This is a genomic window from Thioclava sp. GXIMD4216, assembly GCF_037949285.1.
Lineage (GTDB): Bacteria > Pseudomonadota > Alphaproteobacteria > Rhodobacterales > Rhodobacteraceae > Thioclava > Thioclava litoralis.
The window spans coordinates 2,563,585-2,575,614 of sequence record NZ_CP149926.1 but is presented as its reverse complement, the minus strand read 5'-3'; the positions used below and the strand labels follow the sequence as shown (position 1 = coordinate 2,575,614).

The window sequence follows — 12,030 nt, the reverse complement described above, 5'->3', positions numbered from 1 at the left end:
TTTTGTGACAGGCGGTCGGGCCGGCAGGGGCGGCCGGTTGTTCGTGGCTGGCACTGGGCTGGGGCTGGAGTTGGGCTGGGACGGATGGCAGGCACGGTTGTGCCGTCACGCGGTGGGTGGGGCGATGTCTTCCGTCTTGCGGCGCAGGCCACCTGCCGCTTGCAGGATCCGCAGCAGGCGGCGTCTGTCTCCGGCAATCAATGCGGTGACAAGGCCTGCAAGGCATCCCCGTGCCTTGAGATGGGGCACAAGGGAGGCATGGCTTTGGGTGGGAAACAGCAGGTGGTCGCAAGAGCTGTGCAGACCGAAGCCACGCGCCTGCACAAGGTCGTCTTCCAGACCATGCGCCAGCACCGTGTGACATGTCGCAGGGGGCAGCGGAGCGACCGGCCAGCGCGGGTCTTTCAGTGGCGCAATCCAGTCCCGCCAGCGGGCGCAGCCGGTTGCGGCCTGTTGGAGCGAGCTTTGCGGGCCGAAGGCCAGCACGGCCTGCACCGGCAGGATCTGCGTCGCGATCAGCGCGCAATAGGCCCCCATCGACAGCCCCATCGCCGTGACATGCCGCACCGGTCCCTGTGTCTGCGCATAGGCAAAGGCATCGCGCAGGCTGGTGGAGAATTCGGGCGCGTTGCCCCATCTGCGATGGTGGTCCATGACAAACAGCGCAGGGCGGGGGGTGCTTTGCGCCCTGTGTCCTGTGGCGCTGGCCACAAATTCCGGCGCGGGCAGGCGGGAGGGATCATGCCCGATCGAGGAGAAGGAGATCACCAGATCGGCCCCTTGCCCCGCGCAATAGTCGATCGCAAGGCCGTCCCTTTCGAGAATGCGGTGCAGCTTGGGCGGGCGGGGCGACACTATGGGCACGGGGGCTCTCCTTCGGATGGTCCCAATAGCGTCCGGCGGGCCGTATCCGCAAGCCTTCGCCGGATTTGGCCTTCGCCAGATTTGGCCTTCGACGGATTTGGTCAAGTGGTCACGGGGGGCTGCGCCATATGGCCGTGCAGATAGGACGCATGGTTCGGCCAATGCATCAAGGCCGCCCCGGAAGGACGGCCTTGGCTGATACCGGCAGTGCTGCGCAGAGCTCAGCGTGCGGGGCAGGCGGCCGTATAGGAACGGCCATAGCGGTCCGTATAGCGGCAGGTTTTGGCATCGGGATTGGTGCGTTGGGCCACGACCTCACCGGCAATCAGGCCTACGGCTGCCCCTGCTGCTGCCCCCGAGATTGCATTCGTGTCGTTGTTATCCGCGATATTCGCCCCGAGGGCCGCACCGGTCAGCGCGCCAGCCGTGCGGGTCTGGTTGGCGGTCTGGCAGGCCGCAAGGGCAGCAACCATCGGCAGGACAAGAAGAACTTTTTTCATCATGGGCTCCAGTTACAGATACATAGCGGGGCCGGTTCGGGACCCGTCATCAAAGGCCTAACGCCCGTGCGCCCGAACAAGTTCCCGCGTTTGTTATCGTGGCGCACTTGTCCGCTGTTACGAATGCTTCATCTATGTGTCACTGGAACTTCGTATCCGCTTGGCACCAAAGACGATAAGAGATGTATGAGGATCAGGGTATGACCGAAAGCTTCGCCCCGCCTGTCCGGCAACGGCGCGTCAGAACGCTTTTCGTATCGGATTTGCATCTTGGGGCTTGGGGCAGTCAGGCGGGACGGTTTCTTGAATTCCTGAAGAAAACCGATGCCGAGACCATCTATCTGGTCGGCGATATTCTCGACATCTGGCATGGCGGCACGCCGTTCTGGTCGCCGGCGCATGATGCGGTGATGGACGAGCTGCGCCGCCGCATCCGTGCCGGTGTGCGGGTGGTCTATCTGCCCGGCAATCATGATGCGGAGTTGCGCAAACGGCTGGGCCGCCGCTTTCAGGGCATGGAACTGGTGGACGAGCTGGTCCACCGTGCCGCCGACGGGCGGCAGTTTCTTGTGCTGCATGGCGATCAATGCGATGCGCGGCTGTTCCGGTTCCATTTCATGACGCGGCTCGGGTCGCGTTGTGATGCGGGGCTGCGGCAGGTGGATGCATGGGCGCGGCGGGTTCTGCTGCGGTCGTTCCATCGCCTCCCCGAGCGTAATCTCGTCGAGATGATGATCGCCGGAACCAATATGCTGATGACGGCGGGCAATAAGTTCGAGGCGCGCCTGATCGAGCTGGCCCGTTCGCGCGGGGTGGATGGCGTCATTTGCGGCCATTTCCACAAGCCGGCCTTGCGCACCATCGAAGGAGTGGTTTACGCCAACTGTGGGGATTGGATTGACAGCCATACCGCCATGATTGAGACCGAAGACGGGCGGCTCGAACTGCTTGAACTGCGCCCCGCTGCGCAGCGCAAGGGCCGCAAGCTTCCGCAGGGGGCCGAGGTACAGGCGTGACGACATTGGACTTTTTGCTGCTTGCCCTTGTGGCGGTGCTGCTGGGCGTAGAGCTTGTGACGGTGGCGCTTTGTCTGTGGCGCTATCGAAGCACAGAGGTTTCGGCCCCTGTGTCGCAGCCGAAATTCACCCTTCTGCGTCCGGTTTGCGGGCTGGACCGTTTTGACGCAGAAACGCTGGAAAGCAGCTTTTTGCTGGACTATCCCGATTACGAGGTGATTTTCTGTGCCGCGCAGCAGGAGGACCCCGCCGTGGCTGTCTTGCAGGGGCTGGTGGCGAAATATCCCCATGTTCCGGCACAGATCCTGATCGGCGATGACCGGATTACCGGCAATCCCAAGCTCAACAATCTTGAGAAGGGCGTGCAGCGCGCCGTTGGAGAGTGGCTGGCGATGGCGGATGCCAACCTGCTGCTGCCTGCCGATTATTTCACCCGTATTCTCGAGGTGGTGCAGGCCGATACCGGCCTTGTGACCAGCCCGCCCATCGGCACGCGTGCGGAAAATCTCTGGGGCGCGGTCGAGGCGGCCTTCCTCAACAGTTTTCAGGCGCGCTGGCAGATTTCGGCGGATATGCTGGGCAACGGTTTCGCGCAGGGCAAGACCTTGTGCTGGCGGCGCGATGTTCTGGCAGCGGCAGGCGGGCTGGTGGCCTTGGGGCAGGATCTGGCCGAAGATGTGGCCTCGACCAAGGCGGTGCGGGCGCAGGGCCTGAAGGTGCGTCTTGTGCGCCACCCCTTCACCCAGCCTGTGGGGCGGCGCAGCTTCCGCGCGGTCTGGGACCGCCAGCTGCGATGGGCGCGGGTGCGCCGTGACGGGTTTCTGGCCATTTTTGCCGCCGAGATCCTGTTGGGCCCGTGGCTTCCGGCGCTGCTTCTGCTTGGCATGGGGCAGGGGGCGCTGGTGCCTGGCCTCTGGGGGCTGTGGTATCTTGCGGAATGGGGGCTGGCGCGCGTTGCAGGCTGGCCGCACGGCCCGCGCGACGTGGCGGCGATGGTGCTGCGCGATATCCTGATGCCCGCGCTATGGGCGGTCACATGGACGCGGCGCGGCTTTGAATGGCGCGGTTCTGCCATGGATCGCGGTGGTTCCCTAACCCCACCGAAAGCCGTAAAGTAAAGATCATGTTCGGACTGGATCAAATCATTTCCCTGCTGGCCGCTCACGGGCTGGTTCTTGTTGGCGCACTCTCCATTCTCGAAGGGCCGATTGTGACGGTGCTGGCCTCATGGCTGGCCTCTAACGGTCTGTTCGATCTGCTGCCGCTGTTTTTCGTGCTGCTGGCGGGTGATCTTATCGGCGATCTGGGGTTTTACTATCTTGGGCGGCGCGGGCTGGGGATTATCCCTGCGAAATGGCGCCATCGTCTCGGGCTGGATGGCAAGCGCCTGCGCAAGATGCTGCGCCATTTCCGCGCCAAGGGCGGGCGCACGCTTCTGGTTGGCAAGATCACCCATTCCGCAGGGGCCGCAATTCTGGTGGCCGCGGGCATCTCGCGGATGCCGGTGCTGCCGTTCCTGCTGTATAATCTGCTGGCATCCATTCCCAAAACCCTTGCCCTGATGGCTTTGGGCTATTTCATGGGCTCGGCCTATACCCGCATTGATGGCTGGATCTCGAAAGGTTCCATCATCCTGCTGGGGGTGCTGATCCTTGCCGGCATCGGCTGGTATATCCATCACAAGAGGCAATCGTCATGTCCGCAGGACTAAGCGTCAGTTGTGTGATCCCCGCCTATAACGAGGCACCGCGCATTCGCAATGTGCTTGAGGCGGTGCTCTGTCATCCGGCGGTGGAGGAGGTCATCGTGGTGGATGACGGGTCGACGGATGGCACGCCCGAAATCGTGGGCGCGCTGCCATCGGTCCAGCTGGTCCGACAGACACAGAACGGCGGTAAAACGGCGGCGGTCGCACGTGGGATCCGCGAGGCGCGGGGCAGCCATGTCATGCTGCTCGATAGCGATCTTCTGGGGCTTACGGGGCTGCATGTCTCGCAATTACTCGACCCCGTGCGCTCGGGGGCGGCCGATGTGGCGATCAGCCTGCGGCGCAATGCCCCTGCGCTGTGGCATATGATCGGGCTGGATTACATTTCGGGCGAGCGGGTATTGCCGCGCGCGTGGTTGCTGGACGGGCTGGAGGCGCTGCCGCATTTCGGGCTGGAGGTGCATATGAACCGCCTGCTGATCCGTAAAGGGGCCCGTCTGGCGGTGGTCGAATGGCCCGATGTCGACAGCCCCTATAAACATGCCAAACTGGGCAGTTGGGCGGCGGGTCTGCGCGCCGATGCCGCCATGCTGGCCGATATGTTCCGCGTGGTCTCGCCGCTGGAGGCGGGGGGGCAGATCTGGTCGATGCGCAAGATGCGTGTCGCACCGCGCCAGCTTGCAGGGCATCCGCCGCAGCCCTGACAGGGGGGCAGAGAGGGCCAGTCACGCGTAAAAAAGGCCGCCTTCTGGCGGCCTTTTCCGTTTAGCCCCTGCCTCGGGGCGGTTTTCAGGCCTGACCGCTGGCTTCCAGCGTATCGGCAAAGGTGCGCAGGCCCGTTTTAGGCGCTTGCACCAGAACAGCCATATTGCCCGGCTTATGCTGGTTATGCAGCATTTTGGTATGGGCTTGCGGGATTTCTTCCCACGGGAAAACTTCCGACATGCAGGGGTCCAGACGCCGCTCGATCATCAGACGGTTGGCCGAGGCTGCCTGTTTGAGGTTTGCAAAATGCGACCCTTGCAGGCGCTTCTGGTGCATCCACATATAGCGCACGTCGAAGGTGCAGTTGAACCCCGAGGTGCCCGCGCAGATCACCACCATGCCGCCTTTTTTCACCACGAGGGTGGAGACGGGGAAGGTGCTTTCGCCCGGGTGTTCGAAGACCATATCGACATTCACACCCTTGCCGGTGATATCCCAGATCGCCTTGCCGAACTTGCGGGCCTCTTTGAGCCAGTCGTTATATTCGGGGCTGTTCACGGTGGGCAGTTGGCCCCAGCATTTGAATTCCTTGCGGTTGATCACGCCCTTGGCCCCCTGAGCCATGACGAATTCCCGCTTGGATTCATCCGAGATCACGCCAATGGCATTGGCACCTGCCGTATTGGCCAGCTGGATCGCATAGGATCCGAGGCCACCAGACGCGCCCCAGACCAGCACGTTCTGGCCCGGCTTCAGCTCATGCGGGTGATGCCCGAACAGCATCCGGTAGGCGGTGGCCAGCGTCAACGTGTAGCAGGCGCTTTCTTCCCAGGTCAGATGCTGCGGACGCGGCATCAACTGCTGCGCCTGCACACGGGTGAATTGCGCGAAGGAGCCGTCATGGGTCTCGTAGCCCCAGATCCGCTGGCTGGGCGAGAACATCGGGTCGCCGCCGTTGCATTCCTCGTCATTGCCATCATCCTGGTTACAGTGGATCACGACCTCGTCGCCCACTTTCCAGTTTTTGACCTTGTCGCCCACGGCCCAGACGATGCCTGCGGCATCGGAGCCCGCGATATGATAGGGGGCCTTGTGCACGTCGAAGGGGCTGATCGGAACGCCGAGGCCCGCCCAGACGCCGTTATAGTTGACGCCCGCCGCCATCACGAGAACCAGAACCTCGTTGCTGTCGATGGCCCAGGTATCCACGACCTCTTTCTGGAACGACTCCTCGGGGGCACCATGCCGCTCCCGACGGATTGCCCATGCGTACATTTTCGGCGGAACAAAGCCCAAGGGCGGGATTTCCCCGATCTCGTAGAGCTCTTTCTCTTCTGCCGTATAGGGCACCATGTTGCTCTCGCTGTCCAATGCCATCCCCATCTTCCTCCTCCTAAGATGCCGCGCCGCAGAATCACGCGGCTATAGGGTATGATTACAATCGGTCGCGCAACAATGCAACCATTGTGATTTATTTTTTGTAATTATGTGTCGCGTTGAATTTTCACGCATTCGTCTTCCTGCGGGCAGAAGATCTGTCTTCTGCGCGGAAGATTTTATCATAATGTGCAGGCGGGCCTTGCAGGGCTGACTTTTCCTGAAAGTCTTATATCATGATTTGCGGCGGGCGCGGTAACTTTCCGGTAAAATGCAAGAAGAGCTTAACCGTCAGTATGCATCCTGTGATTGCGTGGCGAAGGCGCGGCAGTCACAAGAAATCTCTGCGATGCAGAATTTTCTTGTTATTATAATATTGCGTGTTGTATTTATTTTTGAGAATTATGTTGCTGTTCCGTGGATTCGTGGAGGGGAGGCCACCCATGACCGAGACCGTATCGAAATCTGATCTGCCCATAACTGCTCAGCCCGCGCGCGATAAGCCGTGGCTGTTTCGGACCTATGCTGGCCACTCGACCGCCAAAAAGTCGAACGAACTGTATCGCACCAACCTGTCCAAGGGGCAGACGGGGCTTTCGGTGGCCTTCGACCTGCCGACCCAGACGGGCTATGACAGCGACCATATTCTGGCGCGCGGCGAGGTCGGCAAGGTCGGCGTGCCGGTCTGCCACTTAGGCGATATGCGCGCGCTGTTTGACGAAATCCCGCTCGAGCAGATGAATACCTCGATGACGATCAATGCCACCGCGCCTTGGTTGCTGTCTTTGTATATCGCGGTGGCCGAAGAGCAGGGCGCCGATGTCTCGCGGCTGCAGGGTACCGTGCAGAATGATCTGGTGAAGGAATATCTCTCGCGCGGGACCTATATCTGCCCGCCGAAGCCCAGCCTTGCGATGATCACCGATGTGGCGGCCTATACCCGCGAGCATCTGCCCAAATGGAACCCGATGAATGTCTGTTCCTACCACCTGCAAGAGGCAGGGGCGACACCGGAGCAGGAGCTGGCCTTCGCTTTGGCCACAGCCATTGCCGTGCTGGACGACCTGAAGAACAAGGTGCCCGAAGCGGCCTTCCCCGCGATGGTCGGGCGGATTTCCTTCTTTGTGAATGCAGGCATCCGCTTTGTAACCGAGCTATGCAAGATGCGCGCCTTTACCGAGCTTTGGGACGAGATCTGCCGCGACCGCTATGGCATCGAAGAGGCCAAATACCGCCGCTTCCGCTATGGGGTGCAGGTCAACAGCCTTGGCCTGACCGAGCAGCAGCCGGAAAACAACGTCTATCGCATCCTGATCGAGATGTTGGCCGTGACCCTGTCGAAGAACGCGCGCGCCCGTGCGGTACAGCTTCCCGCGTGGAACGAGGCTTTGGGTCTGCCGCGCCCGTGGGATCAGCAATGGTCGCTCAGGATGCAGCAGATCATGGCCTACGAGACCGATCTTCTGGAATATGGCGATCTGTTTGACGGCAACCCTGCAGTGGCCGCCAAGGTCGAGGCGCTGAAGGAAGGCGCGCGTTCGGAACTGGCGCAGATCGATACGATGGGCGGGGCGATTGCCTCTATCGACTATATGAAATCCCGTCTGGTCGAGGCCAATGCCGCGCGGATCGGCCGCATCGAGGCGGAAGAGACCATCGTGGTGGGGGTGAACCGCTGGCAACAGGGCGAATCCTCGCCGCTGACGGCGGGCGATGGCGGCATCATGGTCGTCGATCCGGCGGTGGAGGCCGATCAGGTGGCGCGTCTGAACGACTGGCGCAGCAGCCGTGACGAGGCGCGGGTGAGCGCGGCGCTTGAGGCTTTGCGGCAAGCTGCCTCCAAAGGGGAAAACGTCATGCCCGCCTCGATCGAGGCCGCCAAGGCCGGTGTCACCACAGGCGAATGGGCGGGCGTCATGCGCGCCGTTCATGGCGAATACCGTGGCCCGACGGGGGTGGCGGCCAACCCCTCCAACCGGACCGAGGGGCTGGATGATATCCGCGAGGCGGTGGATCAGGCTTCGCGCAAACTCGGGCGGCGGCTCAAGTTTGTCGTGGGCAAGCCGGGTCTGGATGGCCATTCCAATGGTGCCGAACAGATTGCTTTCCGCGCCCGCGATTGCGGCATGGATATCACCTATGAGGGCATCCGCCTGACGCCGGAACAGATCGTGTCCCGCGCGCTGGAAGAAAGCGCGCATGTGGTGGGCGTCTCGATCCTGTCGGGCAGCCATATCCCTCTGGTCGAGGAGCTGATGGAGCGGATGCGGGCTGCAGGGCTTGCCGATGTGCCGGTTCTGGTGGGTGGGATCATCCCCGATGATGATGCGCAGCGGCTGCTGGGGTACGGGGTTGCGCGGGTCTATACGCCCAAGGACTTCGAACTCAATCGCATCATGATGGATATCGTGGGCCTTGCTGCCCCCGATGATGCGGCGGCATGACCCGATGCCGCTGTGACACCAGATTGGGGTGAATAAATGCTGGCGGGAGGCTTTCGCTCTTCCGCCAGACAGCGCGCTTCTTTATGGTCGCGCGCATGACTGATACGCCCGCAATCCAGTTTTCCGAAGATCAGGCCGAGGCCTGGGATGCCGTAGCCGAAGCCCTGCGTAAGGCAGGGGTCGATGTGGATGACGGTATGGTCATGCCCGAAACCAGCACCGCTCAAGTGCATTCGGTGATCGGCAAGGCGGGGTCGGGTAAAACCATGCTGCTGTCCGCGCTGTATAAGGCGCTGGAAGAAGCGGGCGTCGAGGTCGTCTCGGGCGATTACGAGGGCAAGAAGAAGAAAGAACGCCGCACGCTGGCGATCCTTGCGCCGACCAATAAGGCGGCCTCGGTGCTACGGTCGCGCGGGGTGCCTGCAACGACCATCCACCGCATCCTTTACACCCCCGTCTATGACCCCGAATACGAGCGGATTGCCGAATGGCTGAGCGGGCAGGGCGAGCGCCCGAACCTTGAGATCCTGAAGGTCGACGGGCTGACGGAAGAGATGCTCGACCGTGCCAAGGCGTTTTTCGACCTGCATAAATCCGTGCCGGCGGCGCTGGCCTCGGCAGGGCTGCGGGGGTCCGATTTCATTCAGGGCTGGAAACGGCGCGAGGACCCGCTGGATATCGGCTTTGTCGATGAGGCCTCGATGCTGGACGAACGCCAGTTCGCCGACCTGCGCGAGATTTTCCCGACGCTGGTCCTCTTTGGCGATCCGGCGCAGTTGGCGCCTGTGAACCAGTCGGGGCAGATGAGCTTTGAAAAGCTGCCTGATGAGCGTAAACATGTGCTCCACCGCATCCACCGCCAGACGCAGGACAACCCGATCCTCGATCTGGCCCATGCGCTGGCCGATGAGGCGCTGACCTTCGACCGGTTCGAACGGATGATCGAAGATCGCGCGGCCAATGATGACCGCGTGGTGTGGGCAGGGCGGGTCGAGGCCGACCTGATGGCGCGCTCTCCGGTGCTGGTCTGGCGCAATGCCACGCGCATCCGGCTGATCCATGCCTTCCGCGGGGCGTTCAGCGCGCCGGTGGACGAGCTTCTGCCCGGCGAGCCGCTGATCTGCGACGGGATCGAACTGCCCGCCAAGCATCGCAAGCGCCGGATCGATCTGGAAGCCCGGGGGCTGATCAAGGGCGCGCAGGTGATTTACCTTGGTCCGGGCAAGAAGCCCGGTTTCTCGCGGCTGCATGTGATCGGGTCCGAAGACCCGCGCCTGTCTGCGGCCTCGATCGTCAAGATCGAGCTGCCGGATGAAGAAGAGCCCTTCATCCCCTTTGCCGCCCGCATGGGGGCCACCTTTTTGCATGGGGCGGCGGTTACCATCCATAAGGCGCAAGGCTCGCAATGGCGCGATGTGCAGGTTTTCGCGCCCGACATCTATGCTGCCGCAAGGGCAGGGCGGGTCGAGGCGGGGATTGCGCTGTGGAAACGTCTGGCCTATGTGGCGATCACCCGTGCCGAGCATCGCCTGCTATGGGTGACGCGGGCGCGGCTGGCGCGGCCCAGCGGTCCGCTTGGGGTGGAGGATCTGCCAAAAGGCGCGGCGCAGGCGCTCAAGCTGGAAATGCAGGACCAGCCCGAGGGCTGATCGCGCGGGGCAGTGGATCAGCTGAGGAAGCGCCGGAACAGCGCATTGGCCGCCCAGCCCGCCAACACCGCAAGCGCCAGCGACATGATGCCGTAAAGCGGCGGATAGGTCTGTGACAGCATGAAAAGCCAGCGTTCCAGCCCGACTTTGCGCACCGTGACAGGGGCGGAATATTCGTCGATCACGCGGTATTTGCGCACCAAGAAGATGCGGACCGTGTAATCGCCTTCGATCAGGTTGGCAGGCAGCGAGAAATCGGCGCGGAAGAGCGTGTCATCCAGCAGCTTCACATCGCCCGGATTGTCCTTGTAAAGGCCGTGGCTCACACGGATGCGCTGCAACGCCTCGGCATAGGGGGCGGCATTGGCCCGCTCTGTGGCGTTGGTGTAGTTGCGCAAGGCCTGCGGGATGGTGATGCGGTAGATCTCGTCGACCTCATGGGCAAGGAAATCCCGTTCGGGGCGGGTGGTGGCCACGGCATAGTAGCTGGGGGCCGACGGGATCTCGACCGAGCCGGTATTGATCCAGATCCCCATCTGCCGCGACTTGCGACGCACCGTCACGGGGCCTTGCGGCCCTTCGAGCGTCACGATGACATCCAGCGGGCCCTCCGGTTCGGGGGCATAGCGTTTGACCGCGCCGAAGATCAGGATTTCGGACCCGTCAAAGGAGGCCGTGATCCCGATGCTCTCGCGCGAGAGCCCCGCCACGACTTTTTCCGCCGCCTGTGCCGGCAGGGCCAAGAGAACGAACAGACAGGCAAGGAGGCGTAGGATCATCCTTTGGCCCCCAGACTGATCGAGTAAAGCTCGCTTGGCCGGACCACCAGATCATAGCCAAGCTTGAGCGCCACGAGAAGCACCAGAGAGGCCAGCAGGATGCGCAGTTGTTCGGCTTTGAGCCGCCCCCCGAGGATCGAGCCGATCTGTGCCCCGATCACGCCGCCCAAGATCAGCATGATGGCCAGCATCACATCCACCGACTGGTTGGTAATGGCATGCATCATCGTGGTGAAGGCCGAGGTGAACAGGATCTGGAACAGCGAGGTGCCGATCACCACTTTGGTGGGCATGCCCAGCAGATAGATCATTGCGGGCACCATGATGAACCCGCCGCCCACACCCATGACCGCGCCCAGAACCCCCACACAGAACCCGACCAGAATGGGCGGGATCACCGAGATATAAAGACCCGAGGCACGGAATTTCATCTTGAGCGGCAGCCTGTGGACCCAGCCGTGGCTGTGACGTTTGCTGCGCTTGGCGGCGGGTCGGCGGCTGCGCCCCAACGCCCGCAGGCTTTCGAGAAACATCAGCAGGCCCACGCCGCCAAGGAAGACGACATAGCATAGCTGCACGGCGAGATCGATCTGGCCCAAGGCCTGCAGGTAGTTGAAGATCGAGATCCCCGCGACCGAACCGGCAAGCCCGCCCACCAGCAGGATGAACCCCATAGGCACATCGACCGCCTTGCGTTTGAGCTGGCTCAGCACCCCCGAAACCGAAGAGGCCACAACCTGATTGGCGCCCGTGGCCACGGCAACGGTGGGCGGAATGCCGATGAAGAACAGAAGCGGGGTGATCAGAAAACCGCCCCCCACCCCGAACAGCCCCGACAGGATGCCGACCACCCCGCCGATGCCGAAGAGGACGAAAAAATTGACCGAGACTTCGGCGATGGGCAGGTAAATTTGCATGGGCTTCCGCGCGCTGTCAGTGACTTAATGTGAGCGCCTTGGCGTGGGCTGTCAAACCCCAACTCAGGCGG

The 12,030-nt window shown here is 62.4% G+C and carries 11 protein-coding genes; 6 read left to right on the top strand and 5 right to left on the bottom strand.

Going from position 1 to position 12,030, the window contains the following annotated elements:
- Positions 1 to 105: 105 nt before the first annotated feature.
- Together WDB88_RS12545 and WDB88_RS12540 are read right to left on the bottom strand one after the other, a co-directional pair.
- Positions 106 to 864, bottom strand: a complete 759-nt coding sequence (locus tag WDB88_RS12545) for a hypothetical protein (protein ID WP_339108012.1) — start codon at positions 862 to 864, stop codon at positions 106 to 108.
- A 221-nt stretch (positions 865 to 1,085) separates the two neighbouring features.
- Positions 1,086 to 1,364 carry a glycine zipper domain-containing protein gene (locus WDB88_RS12540; protein ID WP_339108011.1) on the bottom strand — a complete coding sequence of 93 codons (279 nt, stop codon included), beginning with the start codon at positions 1,362 to 1,364 and terminating at the stop codon, positions 1,086 to 1,088.
- A gap of 200 nt (positions 1,365 to 1,564) precedes the next feature.
- Between WDB88_RS12540 and WDB88_RS12535 the strand changes: the two genes are divergently transcribed.
- From WDB88_RS12535 to WDB88_RS12520, 4 genes are read left to right on the top strand one after another with little or no spacing between them, the layout of a single operon-like run.
- Positions 1,565 to 2,380 carry a UDP-2,3-diacylglucosamine diphosphatase gene (locus WDB88_RS12535; protein ID WP_339108010.1) on the top strand — a complete coding sequence of 272 codons (816 nt, stop codon included), beginning with the start codon at positions 1,565 to 1,567 and terminating at the stop codon, positions 2,378 to 2,380.
- Complete coding sequence (locus WDB88_RS12530) at positions 2,377 to 3,498, top strand: ceramide glucosyltransferase (protein WP_339108009.1); 1,122 nt, start codon at positions 2,377 to 2,379, stop codon at positions 3,496 to 3,498. The genes WDB88_RS12535 and WDB88_RS12530 overlap by 4 nt, the downstream gene beginning before the upstream one ends.
- 5 nt (positions 3,499 to 3,503) lie before the next feature.
- Complete coding sequence (locus WDB88_RS12525) at positions 3,504 to 4,091, top strand: VTT domain-containing protein (protein ID WP_339108008.1); 588 nt, start codon at positions 3,504 to 3,506, stop codon at positions 4,089 to 4,091.
- Positions 4,076 to 4,792 carry a glycosyltransferase family 2 protein gene (locus WDB88_RS12520; RefSeq protein WP_339108006.1) on the top strand — a complete coding sequence of 239 codons (717 nt, stop codon included), beginning with the start codon at positions 4,076 to 4,078 and terminating at the stop codon, positions 4,790 to 4,792. Before WDB88_RS12525 ends, WDB88_RS12520 begins: the two co-directional genes overlap by 16 nt.
- Positions 4,793 to 4,877: 85 nt before the next feature.
- On the opposite strand, the gene ccrA is transcribed toward WDB88_RS12520, so the two are convergent.
- The gene (gene ccrA / locus WDB88_RS12515; RefSeq protein WP_339109536.1) at positions 4,878 to 6,170 is read right to left on the bottom strand and encodes a crotonyl-CoA carboxylase/reductase; all 1,293 of its coding nucleotides are present in this window, start codon (positions 6,168 to 6,170) and stop codon (positions 4,878 to 4,880) included.
- Positions 6,171 to 6,613: 443 nt separating this feature from the next.
- Between ccrA and WDB88_RS12510 the strand changes: the two genes are divergently transcribed.
- Both WDB88_RS12510 and WDB88_RS12505 read left to right on the top strand, forming a co-directional pair.
- Positions 6,614 to 8,614, top strand: coding sequence for a protein meaA (locus tag WDB88_RS12510; protein ID WP_339108005.1), 2,001 nt, complete (start codon positions 6,614 to 6,616; stop codon positions 8,612 to 8,614).
- Between the two features lie 95 nt (positions 8,615 to 8,709).
- Positions 8,710 to 10,263, top strand: coding sequence for an AAA family ATPase (locus WDB88_RS12505; RefSeq protein WP_339108004.1), 1,554 nt, complete (start codon positions 8,710 to 8,712; stop codon positions 10,261 to 10,263).
- 17 nt (positions 10,264 to 10,280) lie between these two features.
- Here WDB88_RS12505 and WDB88_RS12500 read toward each other — a convergent pair whose 3' ends face one another.
- On the bottom strand, positions 10,281 to 11,042 hold the full coding sequence (locus WDB88_RS12500; protein ID WP_339108003.1) for a TIGR02186 family protein: 762 nt from the start codon (positions 11,040 to 11,042) through the stop codon (positions 10,281 to 10,283).
- Entirely contained in the window at positions 11,039 to 11,959 is a 921-nt protein-coding gene (locus WDB88_RS12495; protein WP_339108002.1) for a sulfite exporter TauE/SafE family protein, read from the bottom strand. The genes WDB88_RS12500 and WDB88_RS12495 overlap by 4 nt, the downstream gene beginning before the upstream one ends.
- Positions 11,960 to 12,030: the final 71 nt, after the last annotated feature.

Bases quoted from the DNA above. Each gene is read 5' to 3' on its own strand.
- WDB88_RS12500 (WP_339108003.1), bottom strand. From the start codon at position 11,042: ATGATCCTACGCCTCCTTGCCTGTCTGTTCGTTCTCTTGGCCCTGCCG.
- WDB88_RS12495 (WP_339108002.1), bottom strand. From the start codon at position 11,959: ATGCAAATTTACCTGCCCATCGCCGAAGTCTCGGTCAATTTTTTCGTC.
- WDB88_RS12540 (WP_339108011.1), bottom strand. From the start codon at position 1,364: ATGAAAAAAGTTCTTCTTGTCCTGCCGATGGTTGCTGCCCTTGCGGCC.
- WDB88_RS12510 (WP_339108005.1), top strand. From the start codon at position 6,614: ATGACCGAGACCGTATCGAAATCTGATCTGCCCATAACTGCTCAGCCC.
- WDB88_RS12520 (WP_339108006.1), top strand. From the start codon at position 4,076: ATGTCCGCAGGACTAAGCGTCAGTTGTGTGATCCCCGCCTATAACGAG.
- WDB88_RS12505 (WP_339108004.1), top strand. From the start codon at position 8,710: ATGACTGATACGCCCGCAATCCAGTTTTCCGAAGATCAGGCCGAGGCC.
- WDB88_RS12525 (WP_339108008.1), top strand. From the start codon at position 3,504: ATGTTCGGACTGGATCAAATCATTTCCCTGCTGGCCGCTCACGGGCTG.
- ccrA (WP_339109536.1), bottom strand. From the start codon at position 6,170: ATGGCATTGGACAGCGAGAGCAACATGGTGCCCTATACGGCAGAAGAG.
- WDB88_RS12535 (WP_339108010.1), top strand. From the start codon at position 1,565: ATGACCGAAAGCTTCGCCCCGCCTGTCCGGCAACGGCGCGTCAGAACG.